15 protein-coding genes are annotated in these 14,390 nt (G+C 63.4%); 10 read left to right on the top strand and 5 right to left on the bottom strand.

From position 1 onward, the window contains the following. Positions 1-9 precede the first annotated feature (9 nt). Positions 10-1,287, bottom strand: a complete 1,278-nt coding sequence (locus JX25_RS07620) for a capsule biosynthesis protein (protein ID WP_128254430.1) — start codon at positions 1,285-1,287, stop codon at positions 10-12. A gap of 120 nt (positions 1,288-1,407) precedes the next feature. On the opposite strand from JX25_RS07620, the gene JX25_RS07615 reads away from it, so the two are divergent. The 5 genes from JX25_RS07615 to JX25_RS07595 all read left to right on the top strand — a co-directional run bounded on the left by JX25_RS07615 (position 1,408) and on the right by JX25_RS07595 (position 5,488). Further along, the gene (locus tag JX25_RS07615) at positions 1,408-2,004 is read left to right on the top strand and encodes a riboflavin synthase (RefSeq protein ID WP_128254429.1); all 597 of its coding nucleotides are present in this window, start codon (positions 1,408-1,410) and stop codon (positions 2,002-2,004) included. Between the two features lie 89 nt (positions 2,005-2,093). Beyond that, positions 2,094-3,194: a 3,4-dihydroxy-2-butanone-4-phosphate synthase gene (ribB, locus tag JX25_RS07610; protein WP_128254428.1), complete on the top strand. Its 1,101-nt coding sequence runs from the start codon at positions 2,094-2,096 to the stop codon at positions 3,192-3,194. Positions 3,195-3,197: 3 nt separating this feature from the next. After that, positions 3,198-3,737, top strand: coding sequence for a 6,7-dimethyl-8-ribityllumazine synthase (locus tag JX25_RS07605; RefSeq protein WP_128254427.1), 540 nt, complete (start codon positions 3,198-3,200; stop codon positions 3,735-3,737). Further along, positions 3,734-4,195: a transcription antitermination factor NusB gene (gene nusB, locus JX25_RS07600; RefSeq protein ID WP_241557880.1), complete on the top strand. Its 462-nt coding sequence runs from the start codon at positions 3,734-3,736 to the stop codon at positions 4,193-4,195. The genes JX25_RS07605 and nusB overlap by 4 nt, the downstream gene beginning before the upstream one ends. A gap of 363 nt (positions 4,196-4,558) precedes the next feature. Continuing rightward, positions 4,559-5,488, top strand: coding sequence for a DUF481 domain-containing protein (locus JX25_RS07595; RefSeq protein WP_128254426.1), 930 nt, complete (start codon positions 4,559-4,561; stop codon positions 5,486-5,488). A 291-nt stretch (positions 5,489-5,779) separates the two neighbouring features. Here JX25_RS07595 and JX25_RS07590 read toward each other — a convergent pair whose 3' ends face one another. Continuing rightward, positions 5,780-6,811, bottom strand: a complete 1,032-nt coding sequence (locus JX25_RS07590; RefSeq protein WP_128254425.1) for a cysteine synthase A — start codon at positions 6,809-6,811, stop codon at positions 5,780-5,782. 112 nt (positions 6,812-6,923) lie between these two features. Between JX25_RS07590 and JX25_RS07585 the strand changes: the two genes are divergently transcribed. From JX25_RS07585 to gph, 3 genes are read left to right on the top strand one after another with little or no spacing between them, the layout of a single operon-like run. After that, on the top strand, positions 6,924-8,054 hold the full coding sequence (locus JX25_RS07585) for an S-(hydroxymethyl)glutathione dehydrogenase/class III alcohol dehydrogenase (protein WP_128254424.1): 1,131 nt from the start codon (positions 6,924-6,926) through the stop codon (positions 8,052-8,054). Continuing rightward, positions 8,054-8,428, top strand: coding sequence for a c-type cytochrome (locus JX25_RS07580; protein ID WP_128254423.1), 375 nt, complete (start codon positions 8,054-8,056; stop codon positions 8,426-8,428). The genes JX25_RS07585 and JX25_RS07580 overlap by 1 nt, the downstream gene beginning before the upstream one ends. Continuing rightward, complete coding sequence (gene gph, locus JX25_RS07575) at positions 8,425-9,057, top strand: phosphoglycolate phosphatase (protein ID WP_128254422.1); 633 nt, start codon at positions 8,425-8,427, stop codon at positions 9,055-9,057. Before JX25_RS07580 ends, gph begins: the two co-directional genes overlap by 4 nt. Here the strand turns inward: gph and JX25_RS07570 are convergent. Together JX25_RS07570 and JX25_RS07565 are read right to left on the bottom strand one after the other, a co-directional pair. Continuing rightward, complete coding sequence (locus tag JX25_RS07570) at positions 9,042-10,316, bottom strand: cytochrome P450 (protein ID WP_128254421.1); 1,275 nt, start codon at positions 10,314-10,316, stop codon at positions 9,042-9,044. The genes gph and JX25_RS07570 overlap by 16 nt on opposite strands. 112 nt (positions 10,317-10,428) lie before the next feature. Then, on the bottom strand, positions 10,429-10,995 hold the full coding sequence (locus tag JX25_RS07565; protein ID WP_128254420.1) for a GcrA family cell cycle regulator: 567 nt from the start codon (positions 10,993-10,995) through the stop codon (positions 10,429-10,431). 305 nt (positions 10,996-11,300) lie between these two features. Between JX25_RS07565 and JX25_RS07560 the strand changes: the two genes are divergently transcribed. Together JX25_RS07560 and argF are read left to right on the top strand one after the other, a co-directional pair. Next, complete coding sequence (locus tag JX25_RS07560) at positions 11,301-12,461, top strand: aspartate aminotransferase family protein (RefSeq protein WP_128254419.1); 1,161 nt, start codon at positions 11,301-11,303, stop codon at positions 12,459-12,461. Between the two features lie 34 nt (positions 12,462-12,495). Next, positions 12,496-13,422: an ornithine carbamoyltransferase gene (gene argF / locus JX25_RS07555; RefSeq protein ID WP_128254418.1), complete on the top strand. Its 927-nt coding sequence runs from the start codon at positions 12,496-12,498 to the stop codon at positions 13,420-13,422. On the opposite strand, the gene JX25_RS07550 is transcribed toward argF, so the two are convergent. Continuing rightward, the gene (locus JX25_RS07550) at positions 13,419-14,366 is read right to left on the bottom strand and encodes an aldo/keto reductase (RefSeq protein WP_128254417.1); all 948 of its coding nucleotides are present in this window, start codon (positions 14,364-14,366) and stop codon (positions 13,419-13,421) included. The genes argF and JX25_RS07550 overlap by 4 nt on opposite strands. Positions 14,367-14,390: the final 24 nt, after the last annotated feature.

Genomic DNA, 14,390 nt, shown 5'->3' with positions numbered 1-14,390 from the left:
GAAAACGTGTCAAGGAACCACGCGCAGCGGCTGACGCGGGGCCGACTTGCCACAGGGCAGGGCGTCATACGGGTCCTCGGACTGAAGCATCATGTCCACGACCTGCCGCAAAAGCGCATGGCGTCCCCGCGCGGAATAAAAGCCGCCAGGCACCTGGGACGTTTCCAGCAGATAGTGGCGGAAATCGCGATAGGCGCGCCCGTCGGGCCGCTGCGGCGAAGCGAAGAACTGCGCCAGCGGCTGATCGGCCACAAGTTCCGGCTTGCCATAGACGGTGCGGCCAAGGGCAGCCAGCGGCAGGCCGCGCCACAGCACCTGCTGTCCGGCGGTGGAATTGACGGTGACCGCGCTGCGGGCATCGTTCATCAGGCGGGCAAGCTTGCCGCCGCGCACGAAATGCACGCGGTTGGTTATCCCCAGTTCCCGTGCCAGCCGCTTCACGTCATCGGCCACCGGCGCGCGGTTATCCTCAAGCGGGTGGGCCTTGAAGACAAGGTGGTGATGTGCCGGCGCGCCAGTGGCGAAAGCCTCCATCACCAGTTCCAGAAACTCCGACATGGTGGAGAAGGAGGAGTGCATGCGGAAGCTGGAATCATGTTCCAGCTGCAACAGCACCAGATGATAAGGAAAGCCCCCGCGCATGATCCGCCGCGTGGCCAGGCGGCGTTCCACGTGGTGCAGCGGCATCAGGGCCAGGCGCTTCAGATACAGCAGGAATTCATCGCCCACCTTCAGGTCGCGATGCGGCCGGAAGTTGGGATAGCCGCGCCCCGTCATGACGAAGAAGTGGTAGGCGGCGCCCCAGAACACGTGTTCGCGCATGTCGCCCCAGCGGGCGGGCGCTTCGGGAAGCTCCATGTCGCAGCGGGCAAGCGCCTCGCGCATCTGGTCGATGGGCATGTCCATCAGCCGCGAATTGCCGTTGGAGCCGCCGCGTTCATAAGTCACCCAATGCGGGCGCAGATACCCTTCCTCGAACACGTGGACGGTGATGCCGCGGGCGCGGGCGATCTCGACGGCGCGGGCATGGATGGGCCGGGTATCGCCGTAAAGCACGATATCGGTCACGCCCTTGGCTGCGGCGATGCTGGCGAAGGTGTCGGGCCACTCCTCGGGTTGGCCCGTGAAGGGGATCAGCGTCTCCCTTGGCCAGAAAGCCTGATCGCCCGGATTGAAGGCCACGCGCCAGACCTGCGCGCCCGATGCGGCTATGCCCCGGCCCAGGGTCCGGAACCACGGCCCGTGGGGCCCCTGCAGGAACAGAAAAACACGAGCAGTATTGGACATGTCAGTGGGCCGCATGACTTATCAAGGCTGAATTCTCTTCAAACGGAGCTTCCTTTGCAAGGCCGAGGCTTGTTACGCTGCGTCAACAGGGTTACCCAGAACAAAAGCGAGGTGCCAGACTTGTTCACGGGAATTATCACCGACATCGGAACGGTTGTTGCGACAGAACGGCGCGGCGACCTGCGGGCGCGGATCCGCACCGCTTACGATACGGCCGGCATAGATATCGGCGCTTCCATCGCCTGTGACGGGGTTTGCCTGACCGTTGTGCAGCTGGGGCCCGACTGGTTCGACGTCGATATATCGGCCGAAACGGTCGAGGTGACGAGCATCGGCGCGAATGGGGGATGGGCCGAAGGCAAGCGCCTGAACCTTGAACGCGCCCTGCGCGTGGGGGATGAACTGGGCGGCCATATCGTTTCGGGGCATGTCGACGGCGTGGCAGAGATCGTGGATCTTCGCCCCGAAGGTGACAGCCTGCGCCTTACCTTCCGCGCCCCCGAAGCGCTGGCGAAGTTCATCGCGCCCAAGGGGTCGGTTGCGCTGAACGGCACCTCGCTGACCGTGAACGAGGTTGCGGGCGCCGAATTCGGCGTCAACCTCATCCCCCATACCCAGCAGGTCACGACGTGGAACGAGGCCGCCCTTGGCCAGCGCGTCAACCTGGAGGTGGACACGATGGCCCGTTATGTTGCGAGGCTGCGCGAATGGGGCTGACAGGGCACCCTATTTCGTGAGGCGGGGCTGACATCTCTGGCCTTCGCGGGTCCCTGAAGTTATGTGCAAAGCGATCCGCGGAGAGTGCCATGACCGAAAAAACCGAATTCAGCGACGCGATCTCGAGCATCGAGGAGATCATCGACGATGCCCGCAACGGGCGCATGTTCATCCTGGTCGACCACGAGGATCGCGAGAACGAGGGCGACCTGGTCATCCCGGCCCAGATGTGCACGCCATCGGCGATCAACTTCATGGCGACCCATGGGCGCGGGCTGATCTGCCTTGCCCTGCCGTCGGCCCGGATCGACGCGCTAGGCCTGCCGCAGATGAGCATGAAGAACGGCAGCCGGCACGAAACGGCCTTCACCCTGTCGATCGAGGCGAAGGAGGGCGTGACCACCGGGATTTCCGCCCATGACCGCGCCCGCACCGTTTCGGTGGCGATTGATCCGTCCAAGGGTGCCGACGACATCCATTCCCCGGGCCACGTCTTCCCCCTTCGGGCCCGCGACGGGGGTGTGCTGGTTCGTGCCGGACATACCGAAGCGGCTGTGGACGTGTCGCGTCTTGCCGGCCTCAACGCTTCGGGCGTGATCTGCGAGATCATGAACGATGACGGCACCATGTCGCGCCTGCCCGACCTCGTGGCCTTTGCGCAGCGTCACGGGCTGAAGATCGGCACCATTTCCGACCTGATCGCGTATCGCCGCCGGCACGACAACCTTGTGAAGGAACGCGCGGTGCGGCACGTCAAGTCCGCCTTCGGCGGTGACTGGATGATGCGCCTGTTCGTGGACGAGCCGACGGGGGCCGAACATATCGTCCTGATCAAGGGCGACATTACCACCGACGCGCCTGTGCTGACGCGTGTGCATGTCCTCAACCCGCTGGAAGACGTTCTTGGCCTTGCCCCCGAGCGTGTGGACGAGGTGCCGGCCGTGATGCGTGCCGTGGCCGAGGAAGGGCGCGGAGTGGTGGTGATCCTGCGTGATCTGAGCCAGACCGTGCCCGCTGCGGGCGAGGCTTCGCCGCAGACGTTGCGGAACTATGGCGTCGGGGCGCAGATTCTGGCCGCCTTGGGCTTGCACACGCTGACGCTTTTGACCAATTCGGCGGCTCCGAAAGTGGTGGGGCTGGAGGCATACGGCCTCACCATCGCCGGAACCCGCATGATCAGGAAGGACTGACCGATGGCTGCCTCGGAACAGCATTATTCACTGCCGCTGCCCAGCTTCGAGGCGCCGGTCAAACTCGCCATCGTTGTGGCGCCCTATTACAAGGATATCGCCGACAACCTGATCGCCGGTGCCCGCGCCGCGGCCGAACAGGCTGGCGCCACCGTCGAAGTGATCGAGGTGCCGGGCGCACTGGAGATTCCGACTGCCATCGCGATCTGCGAACGGCAGGCGGAGTTTGACGGCTATGTCGCGCTTGGTTGCGTGATCCGCGGAGAAACGACGCATTATGACACCGTTTGCAACGATTCCAGCCGCGCCATCACGTTGCTGGGCCTGCAGGGCACCTGCATCGGCAATGGCATCCTGACCGTGGAAAACCGCCGCCAGGCCGAAGTTCGCGCCGATGTGGCTGATCAGAACAAGGGGGGCGGGGCTGCCGCCGCCGCGCTGCACCTGATCGCGCTGCGCCGCCGCTTTGCCGCGCCGCGCCGCAACATCGGCTTCCGCCCTGACGAGGTGCATCTGGCCAAGGGCGAGGGGACGCTCGCATGACACCGGCCGAAAAACGACAGATGAAATCCGCCTCGCGTCTTTATGCGGTGCAGGCACTGTTCCAGATGGAAGCACGCGGTCAGACGGTCGAAGCCGTGGTGCGGGAGTTCGAAACGCACCGCTTCGGTGAGATCCTTGATGGCGAGGAGATGGCCGAGGGCGAGCCGAACCATTTCCGCCACCTCGTTTCCGAGGCTGTGGAGCGTCAGGGGCGCATCGACCAGATGACCGACCGGGCGCTGGTGGCGAAGTGGCCGATCGACCGGATCGACTCGGTCCTGCGGGCCTTGTTCCGCGCTGCCGGGGCGGAGCTTGTGCTTGGCGATACACCCCCGAAGGTGGTCATCACCGAGTTCGTGGATGTGGCGAAGGCCTTCTTCCCTGACGGGCGGGAGCCGAAATTCGTCAATGCGGTGCTGGATCACATGGCCCGAGAGGCCCAGCCGGATCGCTTCTGACCTGAAAACCCGCCGCTATGGCGGGTTTTTTGTTGCAACACGGCAACAAGAAGGTCTCATGACGTCGTTCGGGGCCTGATACCTGCAAACGTAACGTGAGCGTCGGAAGGCGATCTTTGTGTTACATAACGGTTACACCCTTTACACAACGTAAGGTAACATTCCCGTTTGGGAGGATTTCAGGCGGTTCATTGCCGATTTTAAGCAGATGAAAACAGGTTCCCGCTTAACGGAAATTTTTCGTCCGTCTCGGGGCTCATGGTCACTTAGGTCAACACGCCTATTCTTCTTCTTGGCAATATCAAGAAGCCGCCTCGCTGGCCGAATGGCCCGGGGATACTCCGGTTTGAAAGGACAGGAAGAATGAAAAAGAGCATGAAGATCGCAGGCGCATCCGCGCTGGCTCTGATGATCGCAGCACCGGCCTTCGCGCAGAGCGCAACGGACACGATCGTGAACCCGAACTCCATCGGTGATCAGATCGACCAGCAGCGCTTCGACGTGCAGCAGCAATTCGACCGTTCGAACGACGCTTTCCGTTACGGCGCTCCGGGTGTTCGTGAAGGCCTGTCGGGCGGCGCGTCGCTGGGCTACTCCGGCAACACCGGCAACAATGAAACGCAAAACCTAAACATCGGTGCCCGCCTGACGCACAAGTCCGGCGTGTTCACGCAGAACCTGAACTTCCTGATGCAGTACCAAGAGAACGACGAAGACTCGCAGAAGGAAAAGGTGTACGGCATCTATGATGGCGTCTATGACTTCAACGACCGCTTCTACGGCTTCGTCATGGGCCGCGTGGTCACTGACGGTCTCGCTGACGAGGTTTCCGACACCGAAGCTGAAGATTATTTCGGCGTCGTGGACGAATCGCTGCTGTCGGACGCACAGCGCGCCGAGATCATCGCCAACACCGTCGAGCAGGACGCTTTCATCGGTGTGGGTCCGGGTTACCGCATCTTCAACCGTGAAGATCTTGCATGGCGCGTTCAGGTCGGTGTTGGCCAGTCCTACCTGAAGTTCGGCGACGGTCGCAGCGAATCCGAGGTCGGCTACGTGCTGTCGTCGCGCTTCTACTGGGCGATCAACCCGAACGTCTTCGTCACGATGGACACGGACGCTCTGAACTCGGACGAAGCGCTGCGCGTCAACAACGACCTGGGCGTGAACTTCAAGATCACGGACGCATTCTCCACCCGCGTCAGCTACCTGTCGGACTACAACGAAGCACGTGGCGGCTCGCAAGACCGCACCGACAACACGCTGGGCGTGTCGCTGGTTTACGGGTTCTAAGAAACCCGGTTCCGTCGCAGGGCGGACCTGAGGGGTGGCGAAAGCCGCCCCTTTTTCATGCCGGACGATCAGGCGAAAAAGATGTGTGGGGAAGGTGACGGGCCCGCAGCGACCGTGGACGGCGGGATTTCCCGAGAGCCTGACGAATCAGGTGGGAACCAGATACCATGACCAGGATCATGGCAGAGCCAGCTCCCTCGGAAGTGCTTATCGGCCACTGGAAAAAAGCCTCGCACGTGAAGAGCAGAACCCGTCCACCCCCACATAGGAAGCAGGCGGGTTGCGTGCAAGTCAGTCTTCGTAAACTTCGGGGATGCTGCGCGGGGCGCGGTCCAGCCATTCGGGGACAGGAAGGCCCTTTTCCTTCAGGAAGGCCGGGTTGAACAGCTTGGACTGATAGCGGTTTCCGTAATCGCACAGAACGGTCACGATCGTGTGGCCCGGGCCCATTTCGCGCCCCATGCGGATGGCACCCGCCACGTTGATGCCCGACGATCCGCCAAGGCAAAGGCCTTCCTCCTCCAGCAGGTCGAACACGATCGGCAGGGCCTCGGAATCGGGAATGCGCCAGCTGTAATCGGGCGTGATGCCTTCAAGGTTGGCGGTGATGCGTCCCTGGCCGATGCCTTCGGTGATGGAACTGCCGGGGGAGGCGAATTCGCCGGTGGTATAGAACGAATGCAGGGCCGCGCCCTCGGGATCGGCCAGCCCGATCTTCACGCCCTTGGGCTGCAGCGCCATCGCCACGCCGGCAAGCGTTCCGCCCGAACCGACGGCGCAAACGAAGCCGTCCACCTTGCCGCCCGTCTGTTCCCAGATTTCCGGCCCTGTGGTTTCCACATGGGCCTGACGGTTGGCGGTGTTGTCGAACTGGTTGGCCCAGATCGCGCCGTTCGGCTCTGTCTTGGCCAGCATTTGCGCAAGCCGCTGGGAATAACGGACATAGTTGTTGGGATTCTTGTACGGGGCAGCCGGCACCTGCACCAGTTCGGCCCCGGCAAGGCGCAGCATGTCCTTCTTTTCCTGACTTTGCGTCTCAGGAATGACGATGACGGTGCGGAAGCCCATCGAGGCCCCCACCAGCGCAAGCCCGATGCCGGTATTGCCGGCCGTGCCTTCGACGATGGTGCCGCCCGGCTTCAGGGCGCCCCGCGCCATGGCATCACGGATGATGTAAAGCGCCGCGCGGTCCTTGACCGACTGGCCGGGGTTCAGAAACTCGCACTTGCCAAGGATCTCGCATCCCGTCTCCTCGGAGGCGCGGCGCAGGCGGATGAGGGGGGTGTTGCCGATTGATGCGGCCAGATCGATGCGGATCGTCATGCGGATCTCCTCTTTGCCTTTAAGGTTTAGGGTGGGGGGCAGGCGAACTCAAGCGCTTGCAACCCGTGCATGGTCACGTCACAAATGACACGAACAGCTGAGGAGTGTAGCTATGCGTACCCGTGCCGCCGTCGCCCTTGCCCCCGGACAGCCGCTGGAAGTCATGGAGGTCAACCTTGAAGGCCCGAAAGCGGGCGAGGTTCTGGTGGAGATGAAGGCAACGGGCATCTGCCACACCGATGCCTTTACCCTGTCAGGCGCCGATCCCGAAGGGATATTCCCCGCCATCCTTGGCCATGAAGGCGCCGGCGTGGTGCTGGAAGTGGGCGAGGGCGTGACGACGCTGAAGCCCGGCGATCACGTCATCCCGCTTTACACCCCCGAATGCCGCCAGTGCCCCAGCTGCCTTTCGCGCAAGACCAACCTTTGCACCTCGATCCGGGGAACGCAGGGGCAGGGGCTGATGCCGGACGGGACAACGCGTTTCTCGATGCTGGATGGAACGCCGATCCTGCATTACATGGGCTGTTCCACCTTCGCCAACCACACGGTCGTGCCGGAAATCGCGCTTGCCAAGATCCGTGACGATGCGCCCTTCGACAAGGTCTGTTATGTCGGTTGCGGCGTGACCACGGGCATCGGCGCGGTGATCAACACGGCCAAGGTGGAGATCGGCGCCAAGGCTGTCGTGTTCGGTCTGGGCGGGATCGGCCTGAACGTCATTCAGGGCCTGAAAATGGCCGGCGCGGACATGATCATCGGCGTCGATCTGAACAACGACAAGCGTGAATGGGGCGAGCGTTTCGGCATGACCCATTTCGTGAACCCCAAGGAGATCGAGGGCGGTATCGTCCAGCACATCGTCAACATGACGAAGACCCCGATCGACCAGATCGGCGGCGCGGATTATTCGTTCGATTGCACCGGCAATGTGCAGGTGATGCGTGATGCGCTGGAATGCACCCACCGCGGCTGGGGCCAATCCATCGTGATCGGCGTGGCACCCGCGGGGGCCGAAATTCAGACCCGTCCGTTCCAGCTGGTCACGGGCCGCGTCTGGAAAGGTTCGGCCTTTGGCGGGGCGCGCGGGCGTACGGACGTTCCGCAGATCGTGGACTGGTACATGGACGGCAAGATCGAGATCGACCCCATGATCACCCACACGCTGCGCCTTGAAGACATCAACAAGGGCTTCGATTTGATGCATCACGGCGAAAGCATCCGCAGCGTAATCATCTACTGATGCGTACCGTTCTGGCCTTGCTGGCGGCGCTTGTCGCCAGCCCCGCCTTGGCAGAGGGCGATGCGGACAAGGGCCGGATCGTCTATCGCAAATGCATGGTCTGCCACAGCCTCAACGAAGGCGCGAACCGTCAGGGGCCGTCGCTTCATAACATCGTCGGCCGCCCTGTGGCCGCTGTGGATGGCTATACCTATTCCGATGCGCTGGTTGCCGCGGGGGAGGAGGGGCGCGTCTGGGATGACGAGCTTCTGCGCGATTATCTCTACAATCCCCGTCAGGCCTTTCCGGGTACCAGGATGATCTTTGCTGGTCTGCGCAAGGATCAGGATCTGGCCGACATCATCGCATACCTGAAAGCCGAGGGCGAAAAATGAGGATCGTCTTCGATCTTGACGGCACGCTGGTGGACAGCCTGCCCGACATCCATGCGGCTGCCTCGGCCACGCTGGAGGATATGGGATATCTTCCGCTGGACAGGACGACGATCCGCAGCTGCATCGGCCACGGGGTGGAGCCGTGGGTGGTGGATATCATGCGGGCCGCCGGCGCCTCGGGCGCTCGGGCCCTGTGGGTGGAGGTGTTCACCCGGCATTATGCTGGCAATGGCTCGCTCACCCGTCCTTTCGACGGGGTGGTTGAGGCGCTGGCAGCCCTTGCGCCGCTGGCGCACTTCGGGCTGTGCACGAACAAGCCGTATGACCTGACGCTTGGCGTGCTGGAAGATCTGGACCTTGGCCCGTTTCAGGTGGTGATCGGCGGTGACAGCCTGCCGCAGAAGAAACCCCATCCGGCACCGCTGCTTGCTGCCGCGCACGCGCTGGGCGACGGGCCTGTGCTTTACGTGGGCGACAGCGAGGTTGATGCCGCGACCGCGAAAGCCGCCGGCATCGATTTCGCGCTTTTCACCGGCGGCTATCGCAAGACGCCAGCCGAGGATCTGCCCCATCGTCTGCGCTTCGACAGCTTCCGCGACCTTCCGGCGCTGGTTCAGTCGATCCGCTGAACCCTGATCCGCACGCCGGATGCAGGTTGCGCCGGGACGCGGTTCATCGCCACGGAAAGATCCTGCGGGGGAAGCTCATAGCTCATCTCGTTGCACAGCATCCGCACGGCCGAGGCCATGAGCGCCAGCGTCATCGCCTCGCCCGGGCAGCGGTGGGTGGTGGCAACTGCGCCAGCGCCTTGCGGCACGAAGGCAGGATCTTCCACCTTCCAGTCCAGCATCCGTTCAGGCCGGAACTTGTGCGGCAGCGGGAAGTTCCGCGCATCGTTGTTGGTGCCGTAGATGTCGAACAGGATGCGCGTTCCGGCGGCGATGGTCGCGCCCTGCCATTCCACGTCGCGCGTGGCAACGGCGGCGGTGAACGGGAAAAACGGCGAGATGCGGCGCACCTCTTCGCAGAAGTCGGTGATGTAATCCTCGTTGCCGCTGTGGAACAGGCCGCACCAGATCGGATGTTCGTGCAGCGCCTTTGCAGAAAACGCGATATAGCGGCCAACGGCCACAACCGGACGAAGGATGTTCAGGATTTCCACGGCCGCAACTTCGGGCGGAAGTTCGGCTGCCATCACGGCAAGGGCGCTGCCTTCGGGGGCGTTGCCACCCGCGCGCGCGGCGGCGGCCTGCTGGCGAAGCCATCGCTCCACGCGTCGCCGCTGCATCAGCGTCACAAGGGTGGAGGGGCTGAAATGGCCTGTCCGATCGCTCATTGCGAAAAGAACGCGCGTCAGTTGCCGCAGGCGCGCTTCCGAAGGATAAAGGCCGGCCCAATGGCACACGGCCCGCGTCAGCGCGGCATTGGCCAGATGCAGGATGGAAATTTCGGTGCCGGGGCGAAGCTGGGCGCGCCATGCTGCCTCGAACCCGCGCACAAGGGCATCCACGCGGGCAGGGTCCATGACAAGACGAATGAACATGGCCTTGCGCGCGCGATGCTCCTCGCCCTCCAGTTGCTGCACGCTGCCCTTGTCCTGAAGCAGCCGCAGCACCGTTGCAGGCATTGCCCCCTGCCGCGTGACAACATCGGACCCGTAAAGCAGACGGCCCGCTTCCGGGCCGCGCAGGCAAACCGCCTCCCGCCCCATCAGGCGTGCCCGGAAACCGTCAACATGCATCGCGTCGCAGTTGCGGCCGATGAAGTGGTAACCCTGGCGTAGCAACGTGAAGGTGTGATCAAGACCGGGCAGGCGGGGCAGGAGGGCAGGGACAGCCCAATCCGCCCCCGCGCGCGGGCCGAAGCCTTCGGGGTCCTGTCGTGTCATTGTGGAGGCTCCCTGATTTCCGCACCCGCCGCGCAGCGGGCGCAGTCTCTCGTTCAGGTAACGCCGGAGAGGAGCATAGGTTCCGGCGCCTCGAGAAAAAATATATCCGCGGTCAGCGGCGGCGGTCGCGCCGCGCACTCATCGGTTGGAAGGCAACGCCCACATGCGCCTCGCAATAGGGTTTGCCGGCGGCGCAGGGCAAGCCGCAGAACCAGAACTCTTCAGTCGCGGGATCGCCGATCGGCCATTTGCAGGTCCGCTCGGTCAGGTCCATCAGCGTCAGCTTCCGTGCGCGTTTTTCAACTTCGCGGACCGAGGCAAGCGTTTCGGGGCTGATCTCGTTCGCGGAAGGCTGCGGGGGCAGTGGCTGGCCGGCAGGCACGATCGGGCGGCGCATCGGCGTCGGCGCGGTGGCGACGGGCGCGGGGCGCGGGGCGGGCTGTGCCTCGCGGACGGGTTCGGGGTCGGGGCGCACGGGTTCGGGCTTGGCTTCGGGCGCCGGTTCGGCAACCGCGACATCCTCGCCTTCCGTTCCACGGTTCGAAAGGCCCAGACGGTGCACCTTGCCGATGACGGCATTGCGCGTCACGCCCCCAAGAACCTTGGCGATCTGGCTGGCAGACTGGCCTTCCGTCCACATACGCTTCAGGGTTTCAACGCGTTCATCGGTCCAGGACATATCGGTCTTCCGCTGAGGGTTCCGCTTGCGGCGCAGTCTATCCGCGCGAAGGGCGGAGATACAAGCACGGCCGCCGGAATTCAAGGGCAGGGGGCGGAAAGTGCTTGTCGAACACGTGCAGCGCCGCTAACGCTTACGTCATGATCGAACGGATTGCACATATCACTTGCCGCCGACGTCGTCGCTGACGTTCACGATCACGCCTGCGCGGGCGTTTCTTCGCGCATATCCCATCCCTTATGACGTTGACTTGCGGGCATCGCCTTGGCACCCCTTTTCGTGCGTTTTTTCAAAGGATCTTTTTCATGATCGCTCCCGTTCTGCCGACCTATAACCGCGCCCCGCTTGCCTTTGTCGAAGGCCGCGGCAGCTGGCTTGTCGCCGAGGACGGGCGCCGATTTCTGGATCTGGGGGCCGGGATTGCGGTGAACGCGCTTGGCCATGCCGCGCCGGAACTGGTGGAAACCATCAGCGCACAGGCCGCGAAACTCTGGCATGTTTCCAACCTCTATCGCATTCCCGAACAGGAAGCGCTGGCGCAGGCGCTGGTTGATGCCACTTTCGCCGATACCGTGTTCTTCACCAATTCGGGCACCGAAGCGATGGAGCTGGCCGTGAAGATGGCCCGCAAATACTGGTACGGCAAAGAGGACCGGAGCGAGATCGTGGCCTTCCACGGCGCGTTCCACGGCCGCTCCTCGGCGGCGATCGCGGCATCGGGGTCAGAGAAGATGGTGAAGGGCTTCGGCCCGTTGCTGCCCGGCTTCGTTCAGGTTCCGTTTGACGAGATGCCCTCGCTTGAGGCGATCACCCCCGCCACCGCCGCTGTCATCATCGAACCCGCGCAGGGCGAAGGGGGTATCCGCATTGCGTCGGACGCGTTCCTGAAGGCGCTGCGGGCGAAATGCGACGAAACCGGCGCCTTGCTGATCTTCGACGAGGTTCAGTGCGGCATGGGCCGGACCGGCAAGCTGTTCGCGCATGAATGGGTTGGCGTCACCCCCGACATCATGATGGTGGCCAAGGGCATCGGCGGCGGCTTCCCGCTGGGCGCGGTGCTGGCGACCGAGGCTGCGGCCGCCGGAATGGTGGCGGGTACGCACGGGTCCACCTATGGCGGCAACCCGCTGGGCTGCGCGGTGGGCGGCAAGGTCATGCAGATCGTGTCCGATCCGGCCTTTTTGGCTGAGGTGGGGCGAAAGGCCGCGCTGTTCCGGCAGGGGCTGGAGGGACTCGTCGCCTCGCACCCCGACGTGTTCGAGGCTGTCCGGGGGCAGGGGCTGCTTCTGGGCATCAAGTGCCGCAAGCCAGCGGGCGATGTTGTTCAGGCCGGATACGATCAGCAACTGCTGACGGTGGCCGCCGCCGACAACGTCATCCGCCTTCTGCCCGCACTGAACATCCCCGACGAGGATATTGCCGAAGCCCTGTCGCGCCTTGACCGCGCGGCGGCATCGCTTGGCTGATCCCCTCAATCCTTCGCCTTCCGAAAGCAAGAACATGAAGCATTTCCTTGATATCCACACCACCGCGAAGCCCGAGTTGAGGGGCATGGTGGACAGCGCCCTTTCCATGAAGGCGGCGCGGAACGGCCGCCCGAAGGGCACACCTGATGACGATCAGCCGCTGGCGGGCCACATGGTCGCGCTGATTTTCGAAAAACCGTCCACCCGCACGCGCGTGTCCTTCGATGTGGGCGTCCGCCAGATGGGCGGGCAGACGATGGTGCTGTCGGGCAAGGAAATGCAGCTTGGCCACGGCGAGACGATCGCGGATACGGCCCGCGTCCTGTCGCGCTACGTCGACCTGATCATGATCCGCACCTTCGAAGAAGCGACGCTGCACGAGATGGCCGAATATGCCACCGTGCCGGTGATCAACGGCCTGACGAACCGCACCCATCCGTGCCAGATCATGGCCGACATCATGACCTATGAGGAAAAGCGCGGTCCGATCACCGGAAAGAAGGTGGTCTGGGCGGGCGACGGCAACAATGTCTGCGCCAGCTTCATTCATGCGGCCGCCCAGTTCGGCTTCGACTTCACGTTCACCGGTCCGCAAACGCTGGACCCCGAGGCTGAATGGCAGGGACTTGCCCGCAATGCCGGCATCGGGTTCAGCATCGAACGTGATCCGCTGAAGGCTGTTGAAGGCGCCGACCTTGTCGTGACCGATACATGGGTTTCCATGCACGATCCGGAATCGGCCAAGGAACGCCGCCACAACCAGCTTCGTCCCTATCAGGTGAACGAAGCCCTGATGGAGCGGGCAAACCCCGACGCGCTGTTCATGCACTGTCTGCCCGCCCACCGGAATGACGAGGCGACCAGCGCTGTGATGGACGGCCCCCACTCGGTGATTTTCGATGAGGCCGAAAACCGCCTTCACGCGCAAAAGGCCGTCATGCGCTGGTGCCTTGGGGTTTAACCCCCGGCTGCGTTCAACTCTCGCAGGCTGGTGTCCGAAAGCTCCAGCTGCACGCCGTTTGCCAGTTCCTCCACCTGATCGGGGGAGCTGGCCGAGGCAAGCGCCCCCACGACACCGGGCTGCGCCACGACCCATGCCAGCGCGATTTCCGTCAGGCTGGCGCCTTCACGTTCCGCCGCGCGGTCCATCGCGTGCAGGATCGCATGACCCTTGTTGTTCATGTAGCGCCGCCCGATGCTTTCCCCGCGCGAGGATTTCTTCAGGTCCGCCTCTCCGCGGTACTTGCCGGTGAGGAACCCGGCCGCGAGCGAGAAATAGGGCAGCAGGCTGACACCGTTGCCCTGCATCAGCTCGGCCAGATCGGCATCGTATTTCTCACGCGTGTAAAGGTTGAACTCGTTCTGTACTGACTGGAACTGCGCGAGGTTCTTTTCCTTCGAGGTGCGGATCGCGCGATCAAGCTGCGCCGTGTTGTAGTTGGAGCAGCCGATCCAGCGTACCTTGCCTGCCTTCACCAGCCGGTCGAACGCTTCAAGCGTTTCGGCGGGCGAGGTTTCGGGGTCGGGTTCATGTGGCTGGTAAAGATCGATATAGTCGGTCTGAAGCCGCGTCAGAGAATCCTCCACCGCCTTTTCGATCCAGCGTGCGGAAAGGCCCTTCTGGCCTTCGCCGCCCAGATCCATGCCGACCTTGGTGAAAACATGAACCTTGTCGCGGTTGCCGCGCGCCTTCATCCAGCGCCCGATGATCCGTTCGCTTTCGCTGTCATTGCCCGGCACCCAGCGGGAATAGACATCGGCCGTATCCAGCGCGGAAAAGCCTGCATCCACGAAAGCATCAAAGGTGGCGAAGGATGTCTTTTCATCCGCCGTCCAGCCCGCCGTGTTGGTGCCAAGAACCCAAGGGGCGATCTGGATGTCGGTCTGACCAAGTCTGCGTTTCATCGGGGTTTCTCCTGTTTCCCCGCA

It is taken from the genome of Falsirhodobacter deserti (genome assembly GCF_004015795.1).
GTDB classification, from domain to species: domain Bacteria; phylum Pseudomonadota; class Alphaproteobacteria; order Rhodobacterales; family Rhodobacteraceae; genus Falsirhodobacter; species Falsirhodobacter deserti.
Note: the sequence above shows the minus strand (reverse complement) of the source record. Positions and strands in the feature narration are given on the sequence as shown.

What these genes read in the sequence shown, in the direction of transcription:
- JX25_RS07620 (WP_128254430.1), bottom strand. Translation starts at nt 1,287, where the DNA reads ATGTCCAATACTGCTCGTGTTTTTCTGTTCCTGCAGGGGCCCCACGGG.
- ribB (WP_128254428.1), top strand. Translation starts at nt 2,094, where the DNA reads ATGACCGAAAAAACCGAATTCAGCGACGCGATCTCGAGCATCGAGGAG.
- JX25_RS07605 (WP_128254427.1), top strand. Translation starts at nt 3,198, where the DNA reads ATGGCTGCCTCGGAACAGCATTATTCACTGCCGCTGCCCAGCTTCGAG.
- nusB (WP_241557880.1), top strand. Translation starts at nt 3,734, where the DNA reads ATGACACCGGCCGAAAAACGACAGATGAAATCCGCCTCGCGTCTTTAT.
- JX25_RS07595 (WP_128254426.1), top strand. Translation starts at nt 4,559, where the DNA reads ATGAAAAAGAGCATGAAGATCGCAGGCGCATCCGCGCTGGCTCTGATG.
- JX25_RS07590 (WP_128254425.1), bottom strand. Translation starts at nt 6,811, where the DNA reads ATGACGATCCGCATCGATCTGGCCGCATCAATCGGCAACACCCCCCTC.
- JX25_RS07585 (WP_128254424.1), top strand. Translation starts at nt 6,924, where the DNA reads ATGCGTACCCGTGCCGCCGTCGCCCTTGCCCCCGGACAGCCGCTGGAA.
- JX25_RS07580 (WP_128254423.1), top strand. Translation starts at nt 8,054, where the DNA reads ATGCGTACCGTTCTGGCCTTGCTGGCGGCGCTTGTCGCCAGCCCCGCC.
- gph (WP_128254422.1), top strand. Translation starts at nt 8,425, where the DNA reads ATGAGGATCGTCTTCGATCTTGACGGCACGCTGGTGGACAGCCTGCCC.
- JX25_RS07570 (WP_128254421.1), bottom strand. Translation starts at nt 10,316, where the DNA reads ATGACACGACAGGACCCCGAAGGCTTCGGCCCGCGCGCGGGGGCGGAT.
- JX25_RS07565 (WP_128254420.1), bottom strand. Translation starts at nt 10,995, where the DNA reads ATGTCCTGGACCGATGAACGCGTTGAAACCCTGAAGCGTATGTGGACG.
- JX25_RS07560 (WP_128254419.1), top strand. Translation starts at nt 11,301, where the DNA reads ATGATCGCTCCCGTTCTGCCGACCTATAACCGCGCCCCGCTTGCCTTT.
- argF (WP_128254418.1), top strand. Translation starts at nt 12,496, where the DNA reads ATGAAGCATTTCCTTGATATCCACACCACCGCGAAGCCCGAGTTGAGG.
- JX25_RS07550 (WP_128254417.1), bottom strand. Translation starts at nt 14,366, where the DNA reads ATGAAACGCAGACTTGGTCAGACCGACATCCAGATCGCCCCTTGGGTT.